We start from the raw sequence: 22,757 nt of genomic DNA on the forward strand, positions 1-22,757 counted from the left end.
CACTCGTTAAGTCGGGCGTCTCGCACCGGGCGGCGTATGGTTGGGCGTACCAGGGGGCGGTGAAGCTAGCTCTTGTTGCCCGTGAAGGCGAGCGCTCCACCGAGCCCGATCATCATGACGCCTCCGGACGCAGCGAGCCGTGACATCCGTTTCGGCGACTTGGCGAACCACTGCCGCGCCGCGCCTGCGGTCAGCGCCCAGATGCTGTCACCGATGAGGGCGAGCACGATGAACACCAGACCGAGCTCGGCGAGCTGCAGTGGGATCGCGCCCGCGCGATAGTCGACGAACTGCGGCAGCACCGCAACGAAGAACACGATCGTCTTGGGGTTGGTGAAACCCACGAGGGACGCTTCGCCGAGGATGCGCACCGTCGGATGCGCGAAAGGTCGCGTGAGTCTAAAACCGGGGCGCGGGGCTACCTCGCCGGGGGTGTTGCCCGAGATCGTGGCCGAGCCCGCGTCATTGCGGTGCCGGATCGCCTGGACACCGAGGTAAACGAGGTAGGCGGCGCCCGCGAACTTGATCACCGTGAACACTACGACCGACTGCGCGACGATCGAGCCGACCCCGAGCGAGACGAGCACGAGCGCGGGAAGCGCTCCGATCGAGTGGCCCAGCACGCTGATCAGCCCGCTTGTGCGGCCCAGGGAGAGCGTGCGGCCGATCACGAAGAGCACGCCCGGCCCTGGTAGTGCGACGAGGGCAATCGACGCGAACGCGAACGCGAGGAGATTCGACAGCGGTACCATGCGGAGATGTTACCGGTATCGTTGACGGGGCGCAGCATCCGTGCCGGGTTCTCGGGGGTGAAGCCGTTCTTCTCGCCATAGGCCGAGAGCACGTAGGCCGACTCCGCCTCGCGCGTCTCGCTGCGCGTGGCACGCCCCACCGCGTATCGCATCGCCGACGGAGCTTCGCACGCCTGCCTGGGTCTTGCGCCGCTGGCCGAGCCTGTCGGGTCCTGAAAGGAAGGAAGCCCCCCACCGCGCATCCCTCGCCGCCTCGCCCCGCCTTTCGAGCAATCGGAGCCGCGCGGCGTTCGGGTCTCGTACGGCGGAGCGTCCTCGGCTAGCGTTGCAACAGTGAACAGGCACGTGGCATCCGCGCAGGTCCTCTCGAACGTCGACGACGGGGTCGGCCATCTCACGCTCAATCGTCCGGAAACGCTCAACGCGCTCAGCTACGAGATGATCGGTTTGCTGACGGATGCCCTCGCCGCCTGGCGCGGTGACAGCGAGGTGTCGGTCGTCGTGATCGACGGTGCGGGCGATCGCGGCTTGTGCGCCGGCGGAGACGTGCGTGTGCTCTACGAGAACACGATTGCCGGCACCAATGAGAATTCCCGGCTGTTCTTCCGCGAGGAGTACCGCCTCAACGCCATGATCGCGGGCTATCCCAAGCCGGTGATCGCCATCATGGACGGCATCACCATGGGCGGTGGCATCGGGATCGCCGGTCATGCGAGCATCCGAGTCGTGACGGAGCGTTCGCGCATCGCCATGCCCGAGACCCGCATCGGCTTCTGCCCGGATGTCGGCGGAACCTGGCTGCTCTCGCACGCTCCGGGCGAGCTCGGCAGTTATCTCGGCCTCAACGCGACAACGATGGGTTCCGCCGATGCGATCTTGGCGGGTTTCGCAGACTTCTTCGTTCCGAGCGAGCGCATGGCGCACCTGCTGCAGGCGCTTGCCGAACGCGCCGACCCCGGCTCGCCCGCTGAGATCGTGATGCTCTTCGACGAGACACCGGCTGCCCCCGCATCCGGACTCGCGAGCCGTCGTGCGTGGATCGACGCCTGTTATTCCGCCGGCTCGGTCGGGGAGATCCTCGCGCGGCTGCGCGCCAGACCGGAGGCGGACGCTCACGCGGCTGCGGCGGAACTGGAGCAGCTCTCGCCGACCGCGCTGACCGTCACCCTCGCCGCGCTGCGGGCTGCGAGGGCGGCGCCCGAGCTACAGGATGCACTCGAGCTCGAGTACCGGGTCTGCTCCTGGATGATCGAGCAACCCGATCTGCGCGAGGGCATTCGTGCCCAGGTGATCGACAAGGACCGCAGCCCGGCGTGGACGCCGGCCACTCTCGCGGAGCTGCCGGCGGGGCTCGCCGAGCTGGCGTTGCGGCATCCCATGGCCGACACGGTCTTCTGAGGGGCGAACGCGAGTCGTTCTCGGCCGGAGATGCCGGAATCGACATTACTTCGGTACCGTAAGCAGGTGAAGACCCATCACCTGCGTGTGCATCGAAGTGACGAGAACCTGGCCAGAGAGGGTCAGCTCGCCTGGCAGCTCGCCGCGGTCGCGACCGATCCGGTCGAGGTGGGCGACGAGGTCACCGAGATGGTGATCAACCGCGTGATCGACAACGCCGCCGTCGCAGCGGCCTCGCTCGTTCGCCGCCCTGTCACCGCGGCCCGTAGTCAAGCCATCGCCCACCCCGTCACGATCGGCGGCAGGGGCGCGAACGTCTTCGGTGCGGATGCCGCACGCCGCGTCGCCCCCGAATGGGCGGCCTGGGCCAACGGGGTGGCCGTGCGCGAACTCGATTTCCACGACACCTTCCTCGCCGCCGACTACTCGCACCCTGGCGACAACATCCCGCCGATCGCCGCAGTCGCCCAGCACCTCGCGGAGGTGCGCGGACTCACGGGTCGCGACCTCGTGCGCGGTATCGCCACCGGCTATGAGATCCAGATCGACCTCGTCAAGGCCATCAGTCTGCACACACACAAGATCGACCACGTCGCCCATCTCGGCCCCTCTGCCGCAGCGGGCATCGGCACCCTGCTCGGCCTCGATCAGGAGGCGATCTTCCAGGCCATCGGCCAGGCGCTGCACACCACGACGGCGACCCGGCAGTCGCGCAAGGGTGAGATCTCCAGCTGGAAGGCCTACGCTCCGGCCTTCGCCGGCAAGATGGCCGTCGAGGCCGTCGATCGGGCGATGCGCGGGGAGTCGAGCCCGACCCCGATCTACGAGGGCGAAGATGGTGTCATCGCCTGGTTGCTCGACGGGCCGGACGCCTCCTACGAGGTGCCGTTGCCCGAGCGAGGAGAGCTGAAACGAGCCATCCTAGACAGCTACACCAAGGAGCATTCGGCCGAGTACCAGGCGCAGGCCTGGATTGATCTCGCCCGCAGGCTCCACGACGACTATCCGCTGCTGTTGGATGATGTTGCGAACATCGAGCGGGTCGTCATCCACACCTCGCACCACACGCACACTGTGATCGGCTCGGGTGCGAACGACCCGCAGAAGTACGATCCGCGCGCCTCGCGCGAGACCCTCGACCACTCCTTGCCCTACATCTTCACGGTGGCATTGCAGGATGGCGCCTGGCACCACGCGGAGTCGTACAAGCCCGAGCGCGCGGCGCGGCCGGACACGGTCGAGCTGTGGAACAAGGTCACGACCGTCGAGGACGAGGAGTGGACGCGTCGCTACCACTCGCTCGACATCGCCGAGAAGGCGTTTGGAGGTCGCGTCGAGATCACCCTCACCGACGGCAACGCGATCGTCGAGGAGATCGCGGTGGCGGACGCACATCCGCTCGGCGCCCGGCCCTTCGGTCGGGCAGACTACGTGAACAAGTTCCGCACCCTCGCCGAGTGGGCGCTCGAAGAAGCCGAGATCGAGCGTTTTCTGGCGCTCGCCGAGCGTCTGCCGGAGCTCACGCCCGAGGAGCTCGGCGGGCTCACGATCGTCGGAGCACCGGGCCTGCTCGCCTCGGTCGAGTACCCAGTGGGATTGTTCTAGGCGCTCGCGCATCCGCTGGGTACCCGCCGCTCGGCCATTCCGCCCGCCGCCCCATTCCGCATCTGTCTCCCGGCAGGTGCGTAACTCAGGCAGAATCGAAGGAGGGCCACTTTCGGCATGTCGTCGTGGGCGAGCCCGCACAATCTGCCTGAGTTATGAACATGGGCAGGCGACAGAAAGGTGAGGCGCCCATGCTGTACGCCCAGACCCGCCCGGCCGACAAGCGCGCCGCCCTGCGTTCGCGGCTCTCGAGTGGTGAGATCCTGCGGTTTCCTGGGGCGTTCAATCCGCTCTCGGCTCGCCTCATCGAGCGGAAAGGCTTCGAAGGCGTCTACATCTCCGGAGCGGTGCTCTCGGCCGACCTGGGCTTGCCCGACATCGGGCTCACGACGCTCACCGAGGTAGCCGGTCGTGCCAAGCAGATCGCGCGCATGACCGAGCTGCCCGCGATCGTCGACGCCGATACCGGTTTCGGCGAGGCGATGAACGTCGCCCGCACGGTGCAGGAGATGGAGGATGCCGGCCTCGCAGGCCTGCACATCGAGGACCAGGTCAACCCCAAGCGCTGCGGCCATCTCGACGGCAAGCAGGTCGTCGACGAGTACACGGCATTGCAGCGGATCCGGGCGGCGGTCGACGCCCGGCGCGACCCGAACTTCCTGATCATGGCGCGTACAGACATCCGCGCCGTCGAAGGCCTCGACGCCGCGGTCACCCGGGCGAAGCGCCTCGTCGACGCGGGCGCGGACGCTGTCTTCCCGGAGGCTTTGACCACACTCGCCGAGTTCGAGGCGGTGCGAGCCGCCGTCGACGTGCCGCTGCTGGCCAACATGACCGAGTTCGGCAAGAGCGGGCTCTTCACCGTGCAGCAGCTCGCCGATGTCGGCATGAACATCGTCATCTGGCCGGTATCGCTGCTCCGCCTCGCGATGGGCGTCGCAGGGCGTGGCCTCGACGAGCTCATGGATGCCGGTTCGCTGGCCGCCCGGCTCGACGAGATGCAGCACCGCGCCGAACTGTACGAGCTCATCGACTACGAGGGCTACAACCACTTCGACTCGAGCGTCTTCAACTTCACTCTCCCTCCTGCATAGGATCTCCTGCATAGGATCACCAGTAGGCCGTCGAGTCGACGTGGGTATCCTCCCTTCACGGCGTGGGTGGTGGGCAACATCCGAATGGCTCGTTGGCCGGTGGGTGGTATCTTCGGGCGGAGCCGTCCGTTCTCTCTCCCGCGAACCCGCACGATCGAAGAAATCGAAGAAGGAGCGACAATGACCCAAGAGCAGGTCATCTACAAAGGCCTCGCCGGTGTCCCGGTCGACTACACCGCGATCTCCAAGGTCAACGCCGAGACCAACTCCCTGCTCTACCGCGGATACCCCGTGCAGGAACTCGCGGCGACGTGCTCCTTCGAGGAGGTCGCCTGGCTGCTCTGGCACGGCGAACTGCCGACGAGCGAGCAGCTCGACGGCTTCGTCGAGACCGAACGGTCAGAGCGCGTTCTCGCGTCGAACGTGCGTCGCGCCATCGACGACCTGCCCCTCACCGCGCATCCGATGGACGTGTGCCGCACCGCCGTCAGCGTGATCGGCGCCAACGACCCCGAGGCCGAAGACAATAGGCCGGCGCAGAACCTGCGCAAGGCGAAACACCTCTTCGCCCAGCTTCCCGCTATCGTCGCCTACGACCAGCGCCGACGGCGCGGACAGTCGCTCGTGGAGCCGCGCGACGACCTCGACTATGCACAGAACTTTCTCTGGATGACCTTCGGCGAGGAGGCCGAGCCTGCCGTCGTCGACGCCTTCCGAGTCTCTCTCGTGCTCTATGCCGAGCACTCGTTCAACGCCTCCACGTTCGCCGCGCGCGTCATCGTCTCGACGCTCTCCGACATCTACTCCGCGGTCACGGGCGCGATCGGCGCGCTCAAGGGCCCGCTGCACGGCGGAGCCAACGAGGCCGTCATGCACGCCTTCGACGAGATCGGCACGGCCGACCGGGCCGAGTCCTGGCTGGACGACGCCCTCGCCCGCAAAGCCAAGGTCATGGGCTTCGGCCACCGCGTGTACAAGCACGGCGACTCGCGCGTGCCGACGATGCGTGCCGCGCTCGAGTCCTTGGTCGAGCACTATGGGCGCCCAGACCTGCTCGCCCTCTATGAGACTCTCGAGCGGGCGATGGACGAGCGCAAGGGCATCAAGCCCAACCTCGACTATCCGGCTGGTCCCGCTTTCAGCCTTATGGGCTTCGACACCGAGACGTTCACGCCGATCTTCGTTGCCAGCCGGGTCGTGGGCTGGACGGCCCACGTGATGGAGCAGCTCGCCTCGAACGCCCTCATCCGCCCGCTTTCGGTGTACAACGGGCACGAGGAGCGGCAACTGCCGGCCTGAGCCCGTCGGATGAGATGCCGTCCTCTGCTTCTTGGACGGAGCCGAACCGATGGTCTCACGCCGGGCGAATGGAGTCGGGCGGGCTCTGGCGACCCTTCAACGACCGTGTCGGCCGAGCACGGATGACTGTGGGCGGCGCACAGACGAGGTGCCGCCGCGTCCGGCTCAGGCTAACGTGACGAGGTGCACATGTTCTTCCGTACCCTGCTCCACACCGCCCTCTCCCGATTCGGACCCCGTCTTGGGCACTACGACGTCGCGCGCACGAACTTCGTGACCCTGCCGACCGACCAGGACATCCTGCGGCACATGAACAACGGCGTCTATCTCTCGATCATGGACATCGCGCGTTTCGACATGCTGCGGCGCAACGGAGTCTGGCAGGTCTTCAAGGCTCGAGGCTGGTATCCGGTGGTGGTCGCCGAGACGATCAGCTTTCGCAGGTCGCTCACCCTGTGGCAGCGGTTCACGATCGAGTCTCGCATCCTCGGCTTCGACGACAAGGCGGTCTACGTCGAGCAGCGCTTCGTGCGCCCCGGGGCAGACGGCCGGCCCGAGATCTACGCTCAAGGCTACGTTCGTGGACGGTTTCTCAAGCGCGGCGGCGGCGTCGTTGCGATCGACGACCTTGTCGAGGCGGTGGGGGTCGCGCCCGACGACCTCATCGTGCCGGGCTGGCTGCTCGAATGGGGCGGCAAGATCGCATTGCCGCCGACGCGTGCCGAGGCTCCCTCGGTCTGGAGCTGACGCCGGGCGGCTTTTCCGGCCGAGCGGTCGCCTCCGCTCTCAGCTCCACTCCCAGCGCTTGCTCCTGGTTCCTGCCCCGGCAGATCGAGGGTGCCGCCCGGAACCGACCCTGCTCTCGCCGGGCGTCCTCCGGCCCCGGTAGATCGGGGCTGTCGGCGGCGGGTGTCCTTGCCTAGGCTGAAGTCGTTGCGGAGATCTCGAAGAATTCCTCGGACCGTGTCGATCCGCAGGCAGCCCGTTCGACGTCAGAGTGAGAAGCATTCTTGCCTCTATCGAACTTCTATCGAATCGAAAGGGAGACGACCATGAAATACATGCTGATGATCCAGTCCGACGAGAGCAGCCCCTCGATGCAGGGGCCGAGCGAGGAGGACCTCAACGCGATGGGCCGCTACAACGAAGAGCTCATCAAGGCCGGCGTGATGCTCGCCGGCGAGGGGCTGCACCCGAGCTCGGAGGGTGTGCGCATCACCTACTCGGGTGAGGACCGCGCCATCACCGACGGTCCGTTCACGGAGTCCAAGGAACTCGTCGCCGGCTTCTGGATCATCGACGTCCCGTCGAAGGAGGAGGCGATCGAATGGGCCAAGCGCGTCCCGCTGCCCGAGGGTCAGCTCGAGGTGCGTCGTGTGTTCGAGCTCGAAGAGTTCGATCAGAGCAACGAGTACGTGCAGAAGGAGAAGGAGTGGCGCGAGAAGACGGGGCAGTCGCGCACCGCCTAGAGCACCGCGCCGTGGAGCCTCCGCTGTGAACGCCACGGTTGCCCACCGTGCGGTCGAGGCGGTGTGGCGGATCGAGTCATCCCGCCTCATCGCCTCCTTGATGCGCATGGTCGGCGACATCGGCTTTGCCGAGGAGCTCGCGCAGGACGCCATCGTGGCCGCTCTCGAGCAGTGGCCAGAGACGGGAGTGCCGCGCAAGCCAGGGGCCTGGCTCACGGCCGTCGCCAAGCGGCGGGCGATCGACCAGTGGCGTCGGCGCGAGAGGCTCGGTGAATCCGGTGCTGCGGCAGCGCTCGTCATCGTCGACGAGCTCGTGGCGGACGGCGCGCTCGCGCGTTACCACCTGCTGCCGAGCGTGCGTGCTGACCTGCTCGCCAAGCTCGGTCGGGCCGAGGAGGCACGCGACGAGTTCGAACGTGCCGCGACTCTCACCGGGAACGAGCGTGAGCGGCTGCTGCTGCTCAATCGTGCGCGGGCCGTGATCGATCTGGAATACCCCTAGGGGGTATATAGTTGACTCGGGTGTCAGCACGAGGAGGAACACAGTGAGTACACCGCAGCAACCCACCACAGGATCGCACGCCCCGCACCACGACCACCCCCATGCCGAACACGGGGGACATGCGGACCACGCGGACCACGCGGGAAACGTGGGCCCCGCAGACCACGGCGGTGACGAAGCTCACGCGGGCCATGTCGGCCACGATGCTCGTGCAGCTCACGGCGACCACGCCGGACACGGCGACCATGTCGCGCAGTTTCGCAACAGGTTCTGGTGGACGCTCGTGCTCTCGATTCCTGTCGTGGTGTTCAGCTCGATGGTCGGGCACGTCCTCGGCTATCAGCCGGCCGAGTTTCCCGGTTCCACCTGGATCTCGCCGATCCTCGGCACCATCGTCTTCGTCTATGGCGGGGCGCCGTTCCTGAGGGGCGCGGTCGGGGAGCTGCGGCTTAGGCAGCCCGGCATGATGACCCTGATCGCCATGGCGATCTCGGTGGCATTCCTGGCATCCTGGGCCACGAGCCTTGGCCTCGGCCTCGATCTCGACTTCTGGTGGGAGCTCGCGCTCCTCATCGTGATCATGTTGCTGGGGCACTGGCTTGAAATGCGGGCGCTCGGCGCTGCCTCCGGTGCTCTCGACGCTCTCGCGGCCCTGCTTCCGGATACCGCGGAACGGGTGTGTGGCGACCTCGCGAGCACCGATATCGATGAGGTGCCGATCGGAGACCTCTCCGTCGGCGATGTCGTACTCGTGCGATCCGGCGCCCGCGTGCCGGCGGACGGGACCGTCGTCGTCGGCACTGCCGAACTCGACGAGTCGATGATCACCGGTGAGTCCCGCACCGTCGAGCGCACCGTCGGCGACCGAGTCGTCGCAGGAACGGTGGCCACAGACAGCGCCATCCGGGTCTCGATCGCGGCGGTCGGCGAGCAGACGGCGCTCGCCGGCATCCAAAGGCTGGTCGCCGAGGCGCAGGCTTCGTCGTCGCGGGCCCAGGCGTTGGCTGATCGCGCGGCGGCCCTGCTGTTCTACCTCGCCTCCGCGGCCGGTGTCGTGACCTTCGTTGTCTGGCTGCTGCTCGGCAGCCCCGACGATGCCATCACTCGCACCGTCACGGTGCTCGTCATCGCCTGCCCCCACGCCCTTGGCCTCGCGATCCCGCTCGTGATCGCCATCTCGACCGAGCGCGCCGCCAAGGCCGGCGTGCTCGTGAAAAACCGGCTCGCTCTGGAGCGCATGCGTCGCATCGACGTGGTGCTCTTCGACAAGACCGGCACCCTCACCAAGGGAGAGCCCGCCATGATGGATGTCGCGGCGGCGGCCGGCGTCGATGGCGGGGAGATCCTACGGTTCGCCGCGGCCGTCGAGAGCTCGAGCGAGCACCCGGTCGCCATGGCGATCGTGCGTGCCGCAGCCGGATCGCGGCTCCCCGCCGTCTCGGACTTCCGCTCGCACACCGCCCTCGGTGTGAGTGCTGTCGTCGATCTCGACGGCGTCGGTGTAGAGATGGCGGTCGGCGGTCCGCGTCTCGTCGCGAACGCGGGTGCGAAGGTTCCCGCCGAGGTGCAGGAGCGCGTCGACGCCTGGGAGGCACGCGGTGCAGCGGTGCTCTACCTCGTGCGCGACGGCTCGGTCCTCGGTGCTTTCGCCCTGCAGGACGAGGTGCGGGCCGAGTCGCGTGCGGCCGTTGCGGCACTGCACCGTCGTGGCATCCGCGTGGCCATGATCACGGGGGATGCCCGCCAGGTGGCCGACGCCGTCGGCGCCGATCTCGGAATCGACGAGGTCTTCGCCGAGGTGCTACCGGGTGACAAAGACGCCCAGGTCGCCACGTTGCAGGCCCGTGGCTTGCGCGTGGCGATGGTCGGAGACGGCGTCAACGACGCCCCGGCCCTCGCCCGCGCCGACGTCGGCATCGCAATCGGCGCCGGAACGGATGTCGCGGCCGAATCGGCCGGCGTCGTGCTGGCCGCGAATGATCCGCGCGCGGTGCTCTCGGTGATCGAGCTCTCGGGAGCGAGCTACCGCAAGATGGTCCAGAATCTGGTGTGGGCGACGGGCTACAACGTGCTCTCTGTGCCGCTCGCGGCCGGTGTGCTCGCCGGGGTCGGCTTCGTGCTCTCGCCCGCGGCCGGGGCGATCCTCATGTCGCTCTCGACGATCGTTGTCGCTCTCAACGCGCAGTTGCTGCGCCGGGTGAGCCTTGACCCCGCAAAGCTGGCGCCTGCGGTCTGAACTGCGTGAGGGGAAGCCTCTCCCAACCGGATAGAGACCTTTCGGTAGGGAGGTCTCAGCCGCCCGCCGGCCGCCGGCCTGCGCCGGAGAGGAGGCCTTCGCGTGGTAGGGAGGCCGCCATCCGCGCAATCGGCCGCTGTTTCGCGCGAAGGCCTCCTCTCCGGCGCTTGGAGGGGGCGAGGGCCGGAGGGGAGGGCTGGGGGCGAAGGTCGGAGGGGGGCCGGGGGCGAGGGCTGGGGAAAGGACGCGTCCTAGGCACGCGCCTTCGCAGGCACCACGATCTCGCGAATGATCAGGATGATCGCCGCCGAGATCGGGATGGCCACGAGGGCGCCGAGCAGGCCCAGCAGGGTGCCTCCTGCGAGGGCCGAGATCAGCACGACGGAACCCGGGACCTGCACGGCTTTGCCCATCACACGCGGCGTGAGCAGATAGGCCTCGACCTGCATGTATACGAGCATCGTCGCGAGCACGATGATCGCCGCAGCCGGCGAGGTGAACAGCGCGATCACCGTCATCAGTGCGGTGGTGATCACGGTTCCGACGAGCGGGATCAGGGTGATGAAGAGGGCGACCACCGCGACGACGAGCGCGTACGGCACTCCGACGACGGTCAGCAGGATGAAGCTGAACACCGCGTTGCAGAACGCGAGGACGACCATCCCGCTGAGATAGCGCCCGACCGAGTCCATGATGCGCTCGGCGTAGGAGACGAAGCGCTGACGCTGGGACGCGGCGACGAGTTCGTAGCCGGCGCGCTTCATGGTGTCGAGGGTGGCGACGAAGTAGATCGTGAGGATGAAGACGAAGATCGAGGTCGAGATGCCATCGGCCACGGCGAGACCGAAGGCCAGCGCACCGCCGCCGATCGTCGCCCACGTCTTCGGATCGGCGACGGCGTCGCTGACCCAGGTGGTCACGTGGTCGGCGATTCCGCCCGTCGATTCGCTGAGGTTCTCGAACCACGCCTCCGACTGGAGGCGGACGATCTCGTTCGGGATGCCGACCACGAACTGCTGGATCTGAGTGACGACGCTCGGCACGACGGCCCAGACCAGGCCAACGACGACGACGATGAAGAGCAGGATGACGGCGACGATCGCGCCGCCGCGCTTCAACCCCCGGCGCTGGAACCAGCGGATCAGAGGGTCGAGCCCGAGCGCGATGAACATTGCGATGAACACCGACAGCAGTACGTTCTGCAGGTTGACGAGGATGAGTGCGAGAAGCAGTGCTCCGAGCACGCCGAGCGTGACGACGAAGCCCCAACGCAGCGGCCTTGTGTGGAACATGCTTCCCGGGCGCGCCAGGTTCGTGTTGCGCGGCCGCTTTCGATGGATCAGGCTTGCTCGAGACATACGGTCAGTATGGTGCCGACGGATGGCGGGCCGGCGAGGCACGCGCACGGACGCCCCGCGCAGTCGCAATGCTCGTCGCCGGGGTCGCGCGCGATCGACGGTGCGGCGAGCCGGCTACCCTGTGTCGGCTACCCTGTGCGCTCCGGCAGCACCAGATCTTTGTAGTATTCGGCATGCGCCGGGTAGTAGTGCTCCCATTGCGGGAGTGCCGTGCCTGCCCTGGCGGCGATGAGGCGGTCGAGGTAGTAGTCCCAGCCGGGACCCATCGTCGAGGCGTCTGCCGGTGATTTCATGCGCTGCCCAAGGGTGAGGGTCGTCATGCCACCGGCCTCGCTCAGGTGGCAGAACACGTGCCACTTGTCCTCGCCCTCGCCGATGTCGATGGAGAACCGGTAGGGGGCGCGGCACTCGAGAATGCTCGCGTACTCCCATTCCGCGTCTGGCTCGGCCGACATGAGGAACTTCACTCCACCGGTCGCCGGATTGCCCGTGTAGGTGCCGATCCACTTCTCGAGTTCGGATGGATGGGTCAGGCTCCACCAGACGTCTTCGACAGGGGCCGCGAACAGGCGGTCAAGCAGCAGGTAGAGTCCGTCGTCGCGGTGGGCGAATCGGCCGGTCGGCTTTGCTGACATGACTACCTCCACTGGGCGATGGATCGTCCGTGTTTTCAGGGTACTCCTCGGATCCGCGCGTGTGTCTGTGAACCGTTAGGTTCCGAACCCGCCGGGGCCGGGCTCGTCATCTCGCCCCCGTTCGGCACTCGCAGCGTGGATTGGGGAGGCTTTCGCCGCCCTGCGGAGGAGGGTTCCCGCCGCCCTGCGGGGAGGCTTTCGTGCCCTGCGGAGGAGGTTTCGCGTGGTACGGCCTCCATTCCGCGCGAAGGCCTCCGTATCGGTAGTGGATGCCGCGACGGTGAGCGGTGAGCGGTGAGCGGTGGCGGTGGGCGGTGGCGGTGGCGGTGGCCAGTTCGCTCAGTCGTCTTCGAGCACGGCCATCGCGGCATTGTGCCCGCCGAGGCCGCTCACCGCTCCACCGCGCTGGGCGCCGGAGCCGCACAGCAGAATACGAGGGTGCCTGGTCGCGACCCCCCATCGTGCCGCGGCCGTGTCGCGCGGTGCGTCGTCCTCGAGAAACGGCCAGGACAGGGCGCCGTGGAAGATGTTGCCACCGGGCATGTTGAGCGCATGCTCGAGGTCGAGGGCGGTCTTCGTCTCGATGCACGGCCGTCCTGCGGCATCCGCCATCACGACGTCCTTGATGGGTTCGGCGAGCACGGAGTCGAGCGAGGCGAGGACCGCGGCCTGGAGGCGTTCCCGGGTGGCGTCGTTGTTCTCTTCGGTGAGCCAGCGGCTCGGGGTGTGCAGGGCGAAGACCGTGAGCGTCTGAGCCCCCGAGGCGACGAGCTCCGGCGACAGGATCGTCGGGTCGGTGAGAGAGTGGCAGTAGATCTCGCACGGCAGCGGTTCGGGGATGGTTCCATGGGAGGCCTCGTCGTAGGCGGTCTCGAGCTGTGTGTAGAGCTCGTTGATATGGAAGGTGCCACCGAAGGCCGCCTCGGGTGAGATCGAGGTGTCTCGCAATATCGGCAGTCTTTTCAGCATCAGGTTCACCTTCACCTGTGCGCCCTCTGGTTTGGCCGAGGCCTGACTGTCGGCATCCCCAGAAGCCCCGCCGAGGAGGCTGTCGAGCACGTATGGTGCGACGTTCGCGAGCACGACAGCGCCCTGCACCACTCGCTCGTGCCCGTTGCGGCCGTAGCGCACCTCGCCGTCGGGGGAGATGGAGGTGACCTTCGCTCCGGTCACGATGCGGGCGCCGGCCAGTCTTGCGGCGCGTTCGAGCTCGCCGGTCACCGCGCCCATTCCGCCCACCGGCACGTCCCAGTCGCCGGTCTCGTTGCCGATCACGTGGTAAAGAAAGCAGCGATTGGCATCGAGTGACGCATCACCCGCCGAGGTGAAGGTGCCGATGAGCCCGTCGGTAGCGACGACGCCGCGCACGAGGTCGCTGTCGAAACGATCCGTGATCGCCTGGCCGATCGGCTGCTCGACGAACGCGTTCCACAGCCGATCGTCGCCGAGCAGCCGGCGCGCCTCCGACCTCGTCGGCAGCGGCTCGCAGACGGTCGGGAAGAGTGCACGCGCGATGCGCTCCGTGTCGGCATAGAAGTCGTTCCAGGGAGTGAAGTCGGAGTCGGCGCCGACCCGTGCGAACGAGGCGCGGGTCGCGCGGCGATCCGCATGATCGACGAGCAGTCCCGCCGTCGTATCGCCCGGATCGGGAGTGTACGAGGAGTAGCGTCGTCGGGCAAGACGAATGTCGAGGCCGAGCTCGTCGATGATGCGCTTCGGCAGCAGGCTGACGAGATAGGAGTAGCGCGAGAGACGGGCGTCGACCCCCTCGAATGCCTCGGCCGAGACAGCGGCGCCGCCGACGTGGTCATCGCGTTCGAGCAGGATCACGCTCTTGCCGGCCTTTGCGAGGTAGGCGGCGGCCACGAGGCCATTGTGCCCTCCGCCGACGATCACGGCGTCGTGAGTGGTGTCAGTCATCCTTCGAGCCTAGGTCAGGAGGACGGGGTGGTCACTCGTGGCGTTCGAGTATGCCGATGGTATCGCCGGCGGAGTCCGACACGGTCAGCGTCGAACCGCTCACCTTCACGGTGCTTGCGGCAGACACCAGACGTCGACCCCTTCGCACGCCAGGAGTGTGGAGGCGAGCTGGCTGAAGGCGACAGCGTCGCCGGTATCCTTCCAGGTGCCGGCCATCCGAGGAGTGTCGGGTCTCGTCGTCGCGAACGGATGGCGGCGCACGGTCTTCCGGTCGGAGGTTACGGCGCGGTCTGCGTTCGCATGCCGCGTGGTGTCGCAGGGGGCCCCTCGTCACCGACGGGGAGCGCCACCTGAACACGTGTGACACGGCCGGCGTCGACCAGCAGCCCGCGTCCCTTCGGGAAGTCGGCTCGGGTGACCCGGGGAAACTGGACACGGAACAGCGCGAAGCCGTCGGTCTCCTCGGGTTGGAGGACGATGCCGGCGCGGGCCGTCTTGAGCTCGGCGTGGATCTGCCATGCGTTGCCGGAGGTTATGGTGTCGGTTTCCACGAGAACCGACACGTCTGCGCGACGGGCGGCTTTCAGCAGTCTGGCGACGGCGACCTCGGCGGCGAGGCCCTCGAAGTCGCTGCTGTTCTCGATGACGATGAACCGGTTCGTGTCACGCTCGGTGTGGGGCAGCTCAAGGGCGGCGGCCAGGCGGGTGGCGAGGGACTCCGCCTGGTCGGCGTCCGCGGACCGTTCGGCCCAGCGGGTCGCGCCGGTGAGGGCGCTGCGCCGGGCGACGACCAGATAGGGGGCCAGCTCTGGTCGTGCGGCGCACACGGATTCGACGATGGTGCGCATCGCAGTGGTGCGACCGGAGTCGAATGGGCCGGTGACGACGAACAAACCGTCGGGGACGGTTGCCGGGCCGAGCGTCTCGTCGCTGATCGCGAACACCGGCAGCCCGTCCGCTGTGCGTGGCAGCTCGGCCAGGCGCACAACGTCGGGGAGGCGTGCGATCTCTGGCGCCTGCGGCACGTCTTTCTTTCGGAGGGTGGTGGCGAGCTCTTCGATGCGGGTGGCTTGGGTGGCGAGGTCGTCGCTGCCCCCTGGCACGGCGAGCTGCATCTCCTGGCCGTCCAGCAGCGCGCGCCCCGGCGGGGCATCGGTGAGCACGTCGTCGGGAACATCCGCGACGGCGTAGTCGGCGGCGGTCGCGAGCCGCAGCACCAGCCGTCTCCCCATGACGGCCAGCAGCTGGGTGGGGAACGCCGCCTGACGGTCGGCCGTGACGATGACGTGGATGCCGAGCTGCCGGCCGGTGGCGACGATACGGGTGAACGAATCGAACAGGCGCCCGCCGCCGGCGAACTCGTGCTCCGTCCGGAACGCGCTCATCCCGTCGAGGAGGACGAGCACTCTCGGCGGCTCGCGGTCGCCGATGATGGCTCGGTATTCGGTGAGGTTCGCGGCGCGGACGGAAGCGAACCGGGCACTGCGGTCATCGGCGAGCGCGGTGAGATGGCTGATGAGCCGGGCGAGTCGTTCCGTGTCTGCGCCGTCGATGACCGCGCCGACCGTCGGCAGCGTCTCGAGGGTGGCGAGTGCGCCGCCCGCGAAGTCGAGCGCATACACGTGCACAGGATCCGAGGCGGCGTCGATGGATGTGGCGACGGCGACGGTGCGAAGCAGGGTGCTCTTTCCCGACGCGCCGGCGCCGAAGACGGCGATGCTCCCGTCTCGGTCGAAGTCGAGCACGCCAACGCGCTGTCGCTGCGACTCCGGCTCATCCACGAGTCCGACGGCGACGGTGCCTGCCGGTCCCGCGGTGAGCGTGCCCAGATCGACGATGTCGGGAAGCTGGTCCAGCCAGGGCCGTCGCGGAGCCCGAACCCGGCGGGTCGCGGTCGCGATCCGGATGGTGCGCACCATCCTGGTGATATCCCGGGTGTCGTCGTCGGCGGCAACCTGCCCGGTCTCAGGCGCCACCGACCGGGAAGGCCACGGCTCACCCGGCCCGAACCGGAGCGCGACCGTGTCGATGTCGGCCTTCGCACGAGCGGCCCGGTTCGTTCGCCCTCCGAGGTACGCGGTCTGAAAGTCGTGCAGCTTGCCAGGCCCGAGCTTCGCCGCTGCGCGGCCCGGGGTGCTCGCATCGAACCGGGCCGCGCGGTCGACGCCGATGACATCGCGGGAGTCGTCGTCGTCGGCGACGCGAAGCGCGATGCGGAGGTTCGTGTTGGCGCGGAGGCTGTCCTTGATGACACCGGCCGGTCGTTGGGTGGCCATGACCAGGTGCAGGCCGAGGGATCGTCCTCGTTGGGCGATGTCGAGAACGCCGTCGACGAACTCCGGCACTTCGGCGGCCAAGGCGGCGAACTCGTCGATGACGATGATCAGCGCGGGAGGCGTTTCAGGGTCGGAGCGGCTCTCGAGCGTTTCGAGGTCTTTGGCGCCCTTCGCGTTCAGAAGCCGCTCACGGTGTCGGAGTTCCGCGCGCAGCGAGGTGAGCGCCCGGCGGACGAGATGACCGTTCAGGTCGGTGACCAGTCCGACGGTGTGCGGCAGGTCGACGCAGTCGGCGAACGCCGCGCCGCCCTTGTAGTCCACCAGCAGAAACGTGACCCGATCCGGCGAGTACTCCACGGCCATCCCGAGGATCCACGTCTGCAGAAACTCGGACTTGCCGGAGCCTGTGGTGCCGCCGACGAGCGCATGCGGGCCGTGTCGGCGCAGATCCAGGTGCAACGGCTCGAGCGGCCCCTGACCGACGAGCGCGCGGATCCCACCGGGTTCGCGCACGGTGCCAGGAGTCCACACGTCGATCAACGAGTCGTTCTTCAGCCACCTCGCAGCGAGCGCGTCAGAGTCGTCGGCGATGGACTCGTCGAACAGGTCGACGAACGCCACCTGCCTGGGCAGGTCCGACTCGTCGAGAACGGGGGATCCGGCGTCTTCGAGTGGGGCGAGCAGACGAGCGAGCTCGGCAGCCTCGTGGTCGCTGAACGACATCGGCTCCACGAGGTCGACGGTGCGACCTTCGCGCACGAATCCGACGGTGGCGCGGCCGTCAGCGGCGACGTCGACGAAGGTGCGACACACCACCGGCAGTGCGCGCGTCTCCCTGGCGAGGTAGACGAGGTGGACTCCATAGTCGGCGCCCTCCTCCCCGAGCTGCACGAGCCTGCCTCCGTCTACGGGCGGGTCGCCGAGCACGACCACCACCATGGTCGGCGTCGCCGGCTCCCGTTCCACGGCCTCGTCGGCACGGCGGGTCGCCGCGGCCTCTGCGAGTCTGGATCTGACATGCTCGCCTCGGCCGGCGCCGGCGACACGTCGTGCGGCGACGAGCTCTTCCAGCTCGGCGAGCAGCATCCCGGCGGTGGTGAACTCGCTGGAGAGGCTGCCTCGAATGGGGCTGTGCGGAGAGTCAACGTGCGGCAGCCACTTCAACCATCCCCATTCCACCGCTTCGTCTGGGCCGCCGATCGCGGTGATCACCAGATCCGCGGGCGAGTGCAGCGTCGCCAGCTGAATGACCAGGGCACGTGCCACGCCCACGGCGAACGAGGAGTCACCCGCGACGCCGATGGCGCCCGCCCGGTCGAGGTTCTCCACCACGGGAACCCCGGCGACAGTGCGGTGCGCCTCGATGAGCGCAGTCACCCGCGCCCATTCGTCCGCTGCGGCATGCGTCCTGGTCGGGCTGGCCACTCGCGTGCGGCTGCAAAGCGCGCCGGTGCCGAACCGGAGGTCGCCGAATGCCGCATGCTCCGGTTTTCGCGTCCATACGAGTGCTCCGCGCTCGCGGATGGCTGCGGCGATCGCCGCAGCCGACGGTGACTCCGCCAGTCGCTCTCGGCGCTCGATCCTGGCCTGGTCGTCGAGCTCGGCGGTGAGCGCGGCCAGGCCCTGCTCGAACCGGCTGCTCTCCTCTCGGCGGCGACGGCGGTTCTGGAGGAGACCGTCGATCCAGGTGCCGAGCATGATGATCGGTGACAGCGCGATGAACAGCAACGTCACCGGCTGCCAGGTGACGAAGAACAACGCCGAGCCGAGGATGATCGGCGCGATGATCGCGAGCAGCGGAAACCTGGGCTTCTCCGCGGGGCTCGGCAGTTCCGGCGCCGTCAGCTCCGCACCCCGGTAGACCGGATCTACTCGCGGGGACCGGGTGAACGGCCGGTCGGCGGAGTCGTGGCCGAGTGGCTGTGTGCCGCCGAGTGTGGCGCGCATCCCCGCTGGCAGCACACGCAGGGTGGTGTCTCCTACCTGGATGAGCGTGCGGGTTCCCACCTGTGCGCGCTCGGTGCGTCGCCCGTCGATGTCGAGCCCGTTCGCGGAGTTGAGGTCGGCGGCGACGACGGTTGTCTCGGCGATGGTGATGGTCGCGTGCCGGCGTGACACCTCCGGGTCGCTCAGACGCACATGGGAGGCCGGTGAGCGTCCGACGTAGTTCACGCCCGCCTGCAGGGGGAACGATCTGCCGGCGTCCGGGCCGTCGACGACGACGGCGGTCGCAACCGCCATGCTCCCCTGGGTGGGGTCGTGGAGCACTGCGGGTTCTGCCGTCCATCCGGATCGCAGCGGCGACTCGTGCACGCTCGTCAGCGGATTCAGCAGCAGCGGTGTGTTCGAGCCCGGTGCTGTGACCCGCAACGTCGGCTCTCCCGATCCCGGCTGAGCCGCGCCCACGTGCCGGGCGAGGTCGCCGATGGTCGCGGTCGTGTCCAGAACGACCAGCACGTCTTCATCGGGCTGCCCGGGCTGTCGAACAGTCACCTTGAGTCTCATCCGCAGCCCCTCCCGCTGATAGGCGGATCGATGTGATCGAGAGTGATCACCGGATTCCGGATGGTGGAGCCCGGACCGGGCACCGAGAACCACTCTCGACGACCGCGCCCTCCTTATCGTGCGATCGCGTGTTCGCGGCGCGGTGCGTCGATCGAGGCGTTCGCGCCACTGGTCACTTAAGATCATACGCTTGAGGTATAATCACTTCAACCAGATCGAGGGGAGCGCTCCATGGCAAATATGAATGTGACGTTCGGGGAACTGAACGCGAAGGCAGACCAGCTCGTTGCCGGTCGAGATGAGATCAACCAGACCCTCACGAAGCTTCAGGGGCAGATCAACGCGCTCGTTGCTCAAGGGTTCACCACCGACAAGGCCTCCGGCGCCTTCGCAGACGCGTATACCCGGTTCACGACCGGGGCCACGAACACCGTCGGCGGGCTCAACGACCTGGCGGCGTTCCTGCGGACCACGGCGCAGACCCTCGGCGAGGTCGACGCGCAGATCGCCGCACGCCTCGGCCGGTAGCCGCGCCGCAGCCTGAGTGAGGGGGAGCGGTGATACCTGAACTGCGCGTGTCTGCGGCCCAGGTCGGGCAGGTGACGGCTGACGTGGACGCCGCCGCCGCGACCACGCGAGACGCGACCGTGCAACAGCAGTCGCCCGGGGCGCTCGGCTCCACGGCGGTCGAAGCGGCGCTTGCGGAGTCATCTCGGCTGCGCCAGCTGCGCGGCACCGTCGTCGGCTCGCAGCTTGAGCTGCTCGCGTCTGGGGCGCGCACCTTCGTCGCCGAGCTCCAATCCGCAGACGGCAGACTCGCGGCGAGCGTTCGATGATCGGGCAATGGTCTGACGCGGCGCCCGGAGCAGCGGACGTGCACGGTATTCGCGGGCTCGCCCGGCAACGGTATGCGGCCGCGCAGCAACTCCGCGACGGAACCGTCGTGCGACTCTCGCGGGCGGCCGAGCAGTCCGCCGCATGGGTCGCAGAGACCGCGACCCGGTTCGCCCTCGGCGTCGATCGTCTGCAACCCGAGGTGTTGCAGATCGTCTCCGGGCTTGAGAACGACGCCGCGGTCCTGACCCGGTACGCGGCCGCGGTCGAGCAGATCCGCGACAAGGCCGACGCCCTCGAGGCCAAACGTGACCGGCTTCTCGATGACGTCATCGCCTGTCGGGGAGCGCTCGCCCCGATCCCGACGGCGTTCGGCGGCGGCACATCAGACGACGCGGCTGCCCGTGCCCGTCTGGAAGGCAGGCTCGATGCCTTCCACGCATCCCTTCGGGGGGTCGACGCGGAATGGCGGCAGCTCGCCGTCGAACGTCGTCACGCGGATGCCTCCGCCGTGGCCGCGCTCACCGGGGGTGACTCCCGCGGCGCGCTCGCGCAGTGGACGAACACCGGCGCAGCCGCCGATGTTCTCGACCGCATGGCTGGCTTGTCGGCGGTGGATGTGGCTGTGCTCGCCGCGGCGAACCCGGGTCTGTTCGACCGGGTGCTCGCCCGCCAGCCCGCCGCCGCCCAGGTCGCCGACTGGTGGGCGAACCTCGACGGCGCCGCGCAGGTGGCCCTCCTGGCGGGCGCGCCCGCGCTTCTCGGGGCCTTGAACGGCATCCCGCTGATGACGCGAGTCGAAGCGAACCGGCTCAACGCCGTCATGGTGCTCGCCGATGCGCGCGCCGAGCTCGCGCAGCTCCGCCGTGAGCAGGGCGCGTCGGCATCCATGGCCGCCGTGTATGCCGCGCACGCGGGCGGCGGGGCCGGTGTCGCCGTCGGCACCTCGCTCGACGATACCGGCAGTGAGGCCCGCATTCGCCTGCTCGGCAAGCAGCTCGCCTACCTCGAGCAGGTCGTGAGCGGGGAGATCCAGCTGTATCTGTATGACCCGGCGAAGGACCGGGCCATCGAGATGATCGGCGACCCGCACGCCGCCAAGGTGGTGCTGTCGTTCCTGCCCGGCACGGACGCGTCCCTGGAGACGATGTACGACGGGGTCATCGCCGACCCAGAGTTTCCATACAGGCGCGGCGGGCATCAGACGCTTGCGGCGTGGGAGGTGGGGCGGTCCCGTGGCGATGTGCTCGCGTTCGTCGTGAAGGACGGGGTGTTTCCGCAGTTCTCGGAGCTGTTCACGAACGGCCCGCAGTCGAACTCCGCGGCGGATCGTATCGGCGCCGCCTACGCGGAGTTCCACGCGGGCCTGCGGGCGACCGGCGTCGGTGGGCTCCCCGTCGTCAGCGTCGAGCACAGCTTCGGCACCGCGGCCGCCGGGCAGGCTGAGCGGGCCGGTGCGGAGTTCGACACGCGGGTGCTGCTCGGCCCCATCGGCATGAAAGACGGCTGGACCCCTAACCCTGAGACCACGTACGCCGCGTACGCGGCCCCCGACGACATCAATCGCCTGTTCTACACGACCCCGTGGGGTGGAGGGCTCGCCGTCGGCGATGTCGGCTACGCGGTCTCTCCGACCCCGCAGAATGGGGTCATGAACTATGACAGCGGCATTCCCGCCGACAACCCGGTGGGGGCCGGACTGCTCACCCTCGTCGCCCCGCCGGTCGGCATCCCGGTGCAGGTGGCGGGCATGGTCGACAATCACAACCAGATCGTCGGCACCGCCGACAACCTCAAGGTGCTCCGGGCAATACGGCAGCGCCTCGTTGGGGCGGCGGAATGAGGCGGGCGTTCGGCGCGGTGGTCGTGGTGCTCGCTGTGTTGACTCTGTCGGGGTGTGGAGGGGTGTTGTTGCCGTCGTTTGATGAGGTTCGTGATGAGACGCATGTGGAGATGCAGAAGATCGTCGATCGTCTCCCGGAGGGCGTCGTCGTGAGGATGGATGATCCGATGCCGGACTTCAGCTATCCGTGCGACAGCGGGGTAGGGATCTCCTACACGGGCGAATGGGGGGTATATGTCGCGGACGGGTTCGAGATTCAGCCGTGGATGGATGAGGTCAGGGTCGCGCTGCTCGACGATGGTTACCGGATGAGTGACTTGAATGTGCCCTCCGACATCACTTTCTCTGTCCTCACTCCGGAGACGGATCTCCTCATTGGGGTCGATAATGACGAGGGGGCTGTCGAGGGTGCGCGGATTCTGGTGAGCGGGTACTCGCGTTGCGCGCAGGATCCGGAGCCGCGGAAGTGAGCCGGCTGGTTGTCGCCCCGCCGGTCGGTATCCCGTTGCAGGTGGCGGGCATGGTCGACAATCACAACCAGGTCGTTGGCACCACCGACAACGACACTGTGCTGTTCGCGATTCAGCGACGCCTTGCCGAGGTCGCGGGATGAGGCGTCTGATCGGAGTTCTCGTGGGCTTGTCGACGGCCTTTGTCCTGTCCGGTTGCGGAGGAAGTGCATTGCCGTCGTTTGATGAGGTTCGTGATGAGACGCATGTGGAGATGCAGAAGATCGTCGACCGTCTCCCCGAGGGGACGGTTGTGAGGGTTGACGACCCGCGCCCGGCCTCGAGGTTCTGGTGTGACGGCGGGGTAGGGGTGTTCTATACCGGCCAATGGGGGGTGTATGTCGCGGATGGGTTCGGGATTCAGCCGTGGATGGATGAGGTGAAGGCGGACTTGCTCGCGGACGGGTATAAGGAGGTGAAGACCCCCGCGGACTCCGAGCGCGGCTTCGGTGTTTTCGTCCCCAGGACGGATCTCCTCATTGGGGTCGATAACGACGAGGGGGCTGTCGAGGGTGCGCGGAT

The 22,757-nt window shown here is 67.9% G+C and carries 19 protein-coding genes; 14 read left to right on the top strand and 5 right to left on the bottom strand.

Annotated features, from left to right (window positions below; all coding sequences use genetic code 11):
- Window positions 1-65: 65 nt before the first annotated feature.
- Window positions 66-752 carry a LysE family translocator gene (locus ACFQB0_RS09995; protein WP_386730849.1) on the bottom strand — a complete coding sequence of 229 codons (687 nt, stop codon included), beginning with the start codon at window positions 750-752 and terminating at the stop codon, window positions 66-68.
- A 333-nt stretch (window positions 753-1,085) separates the two neighbouring features.
- Here ACFQB0_RS09995 and ACFQB0_RS10000 point away from each other — a divergent pair, with 333 nt between their 5' ends.
- From ACFQB0_RS10000 to ACFQB0_RS10035, 8 genes are all read left to right on the top strand, one after another.
- Window positions 1,086-2,150: an enoyl-CoA hydratase/isomerase family protein gene (locus ACFQB0_RS10000; protein ID WP_386730852.1), complete on the top strand. Its 1,065-nt coding sequence runs from the start codon at window positions 1,086-1,088 to the stop codon at window positions 2,148-2,150.
- Between the two features lie 30 nt (window positions 2,151-2,180).
- On the top strand, window positions 2,181-3,755 hold the full coding sequence (locus ACFQB0_RS10005; RefSeq protein ID WP_386730855.1) for an MmgE/PrpD family protein: 1,575 nt from the start codon (window positions 2,181-2,183) through the stop codon (window positions 3,753-3,755).
- Window positions 3,756-3,946: 191 nt separating this feature from the next.
- Window positions 3,947-4,849: a methylisocitrate lyase gene (prpB, locus tag ACFQB0_RS10010; RefSeq protein ID WP_386730858.1), complete on the top strand. Its 903-nt coding sequence runs from the start codon at window positions 3,947-3,949 to the stop codon at window positions 4,847-4,849.
- A gap of 180 nt (window positions 4,850-5,029) precedes the next feature.
- Window positions 5,030-6,148, top strand: coding sequence for a bifunctional 2-methylcitrate synthase/citrate synthase (locus ACFQB0_RS10015; RefSeq protein ID WP_386730861.1), 1,119 nt, complete (start codon window positions 5,030-5,032; stop codon window positions 6,146-6,148).
- Window positions 6,149-6,331: 183 nt separating this feature from the next.
- A complete protein-coding gene (locus tag ACFQB0_RS10020) occupies window positions 6,332-6,895 on the top strand; it encodes a thioesterase family protein (protein WP_386730863.1) in 564 nt (187 codons plus the stop codon).
- Window positions 6,896-7,200: 305 nt separating this feature from the next.
- Window positions 7,201-7,617 (top strand): YciI family protein, encoded by a 417-nt coding sequence (locus ACFQB0_RS10025; RefSeq protein ID WP_386730865.1) that lies wholly within the window; start codon window positions 7,201-7,203, stop codon window positions 7,615-7,617.
- Window positions 7,618-7,642: 25 nt separating this feature from the next.
- A complete protein-coding gene (locus ACFQB0_RS10030; RefSeq protein ID WP_386730868.1) occupies window positions 7,643-8,119 on the top strand; it encodes a sigma factor in 477 nt (158 codons plus the stop codon).
- A 43-nt stretch (window positions 8,120-8,162) separates the two neighbouring features.
- On the top strand, window positions 8,163-10,355 hold the full coding sequence (locus ACFQB0_RS10035; RefSeq protein WP_386730871.1) for a copper-translocating P-type ATPase: 2,193 nt from the start codon (window positions 8,163-8,165) through the stop codon (window positions 10,353-10,355).
- Window positions 10,356-10,606: 251 nt separating this feature from the next.
- Here ACFQB0_RS10035 and ACFQB0_RS10040 read toward each other — a convergent pair whose 3' ends face one another.
- The 4 genes from ACFQB0_RS10040 to ACFQB0_RS10055 all read right to left on the bottom strand — a co-directional run bounded on the left by ACFQB0_RS10040 (window position 10,607) and on the right by ACFQB0_RS10055 (window position 19,049).
- Window positions 10,607-11,647, bottom strand: coding sequence for an AI-2E family transporter (locus tag ACFQB0_RS10040; RefSeq protein WP_386730873.1), 1,041 nt, complete (start codon window positions 11,645-11,647; stop codon window positions 10,607-10,609).
- Window positions 11,648-11,841: 194 nt separating this feature from the next.
- The gene (locus ACFQB0_RS10045; protein WP_386730876.1) at window positions 11,842-12,348 is read right to left on the bottom strand and encodes an SRPBCC domain-containing protein; all 507 of its coding nucleotides are present in this window, start codon (window positions 12,346-12,348) and stop codon (window positions 11,842-11,844) included.
- 339 nt (window positions 12,349-12,687) lie between these two features.
- On the bottom strand, window positions 12,688-14,268 hold the full coding sequence (locus ACFQB0_RS10050; RefSeq protein WP_386730879.1) for a phytoene desaturase family protein: 1,581 nt from the start codon (window positions 14,266-14,268) through the stop codon (window positions 12,688-12,690).
- 278 nt (window positions 14,269-14,546) lie between these two features.
- Window positions 14,547-19,049, bottom strand: coding sequence for an FtsK/SpoIIIE domain-containing protein (locus ACFQB0_RS10055; protein ID WP_386730882.1), 4,503 nt, complete (start codon window positions 19,047-19,049; stop codon window positions 14,547-14,549).
- A gap of 231 nt (window positions 19,050-19,280) precedes the next feature.
- On the opposite strand from ACFQB0_RS10055, the gene ACFQB0_RS10060 reads away from it, so the two are divergent.
- The 6 genes from ACFQB0_RS10060 to ACFQB0_RS10085 form a co-directional block, all read left to right on the top strand.
- Window positions 19,281-19,577 (top strand): WXG100 family type VII secretion target, encoded by a 297-nt coding sequence (locus ACFQB0_RS10060; RefSeq protein ID WP_386730885.1) that lies wholly within the window; start codon window positions 19,281-19,283, stop codon window positions 19,575-19,577.
- A gap of 29 nt (window positions 19,578-19,606) precedes the next feature.
- Complete coding sequence (locus ACFQB0_RS10065) at window positions 19,607-19,885, top strand: hypothetical protein (protein ID WP_386730887.1); 279 nt, start codon at window positions 19,607-19,609, stop codon at window positions 19,883-19,885.
- The gene (locus ACFQB0_RS10070) at window positions 19,882-21,726 is read left to right on the top strand and encodes a hypothetical protein (protein WP_386730889.1); all 1,845 of its coding nucleotides are present in this window, start codon (window positions 19,882-19,884) and stop codon (window positions 21,724-21,726) included. Before ACFQB0_RS10065 ends, ACFQB0_RS10070 begins: the two co-directional genes overlap by 4 nt.
- Entirely contained in the window at window positions 21,723-22,196 is a 474-nt protein-coding gene (locus tag ACFQB0_RS10075) for a hypothetical protein (protein WP_386730892.1), read from the top strand. The genes ACFQB0_RS10070 and ACFQB0_RS10075 overlap by 4 nt, the downstream gene beginning before the upstream one ends.
- Entirely contained in the window at window positions 22,193-22,339 is a 147-nt protein-coding gene (locus ACFQB0_RS10080; protein ID WP_386730893.1) for a hypothetical protein, read from the top strand. Before ACFQB0_RS10075 ends, ACFQB0_RS10080 begins: the two co-directional genes overlap by 4 nt.
- Before the next feature lie 68 nt (window positions 22,340-22,407).
- Window positions 22,408-22,757, top strand: a 350-nt coding sequence (locus tag ACFQB0_RS10085) for a hypothetical protein (protein ID WP_386730895.1), incomplete at its 3' end; no start/stop codon positions are given.

Source organism: Luethyella okanaganae (genome assembly GCF_042660285.1).
GTDB classification, from domain to species: domain Bacteria; phylum Actinomycetota; class Actinomycetes; order Actinomycetales; family Microbacteriaceae; genus Luethyella; species Luethyella okanaganae.

Bases quoted from the DNA above. Each gene is read 5' to 3' on its own strand.
- ACFQB0_RS10025 (WP_386730865.1), top strand. From the start codon at position 7,201: ATGAAATACATGCTGATGATCCAGTCCGACGAGAGCAGCCCCTCGATG.
- ACFQB0_RS10015 (WP_386730861.1), top strand. From the start codon at position 5,030: ATGACCCAAGAGCAGGTCATCTACAAAGGCCTCGCCGGTGTCCCGGTC.
- ACFQB0_RS10050 (WP_386730879.1), bottom strand. From the start codon at position 14,268: ATGACTGACACCACTCACGACGCCGTGATCGTCGGCGGAGGGCACAAT.
- ACFQB0_RS10060 (WP_386730885.1), top strand. From the start codon at position 19,281: ATGGCAAATATGAATGTGACGTTCGGGGAACTGAACGCGAAGGCAGAC.
- ACFQB0_RS10055 (WP_386730882.1), bottom strand. From the start codon at position 19,049: ATGAGACTCAAGGTGACTGTTCGACAGCCCGGGCAGCCCGATGAAGAC.
- ACFQB0_RS09995 (WP_386730849.1), bottom strand. From the start codon at position 752: ATGGTACCGCTGTCGAATCTCCTCGCGTTCGCGTTCGCGTCGATTGCC.
- ACFQB0_RS10070 (WP_386730889.1), top strand. From the start codon at position 19,882: ATGATCGGGCAATGGTCTGACGCGGCGCCCGGAGCAGCGGACGTGCAC.
- ACFQB0_RS10075 (WP_386730892.1), top strand. From the start codon at position 21,723: ATGAGGCGGGCGTTCGGCGCGGTGGTCGTGGTGCTCGCTGTGTTGACT.
- ACFQB0_RS10045 (WP_386730876.1), bottom strand. From the start codon at position 12,348: ATGTCAGCAAAGCCGACCGGCCGATTCGCCCACCGCGACGACGGACTC.
- ACFQB0_RS10005 (WP_386730855.1), top strand. From the start codon at position 2,181: ATGCCGGAATCGACATTACTTCGGTACCGTAAGCAGGTGAAGACCCAT.
- ACFQB0_RS10040 (WP_386730873.1), bottom strand. From the start codon at position 11,647: ATGTTCCACACAAGGCCGCTGCGTTGGGGCTTCGTCGTCACGCTCGGC.
- prpB (WP_386730858.1), top strand. From the start codon at position 3,947: ATGCTGTACGCCCAGACCCGCCCGGCCGACAAGCGCGCCGCCCTGCGT.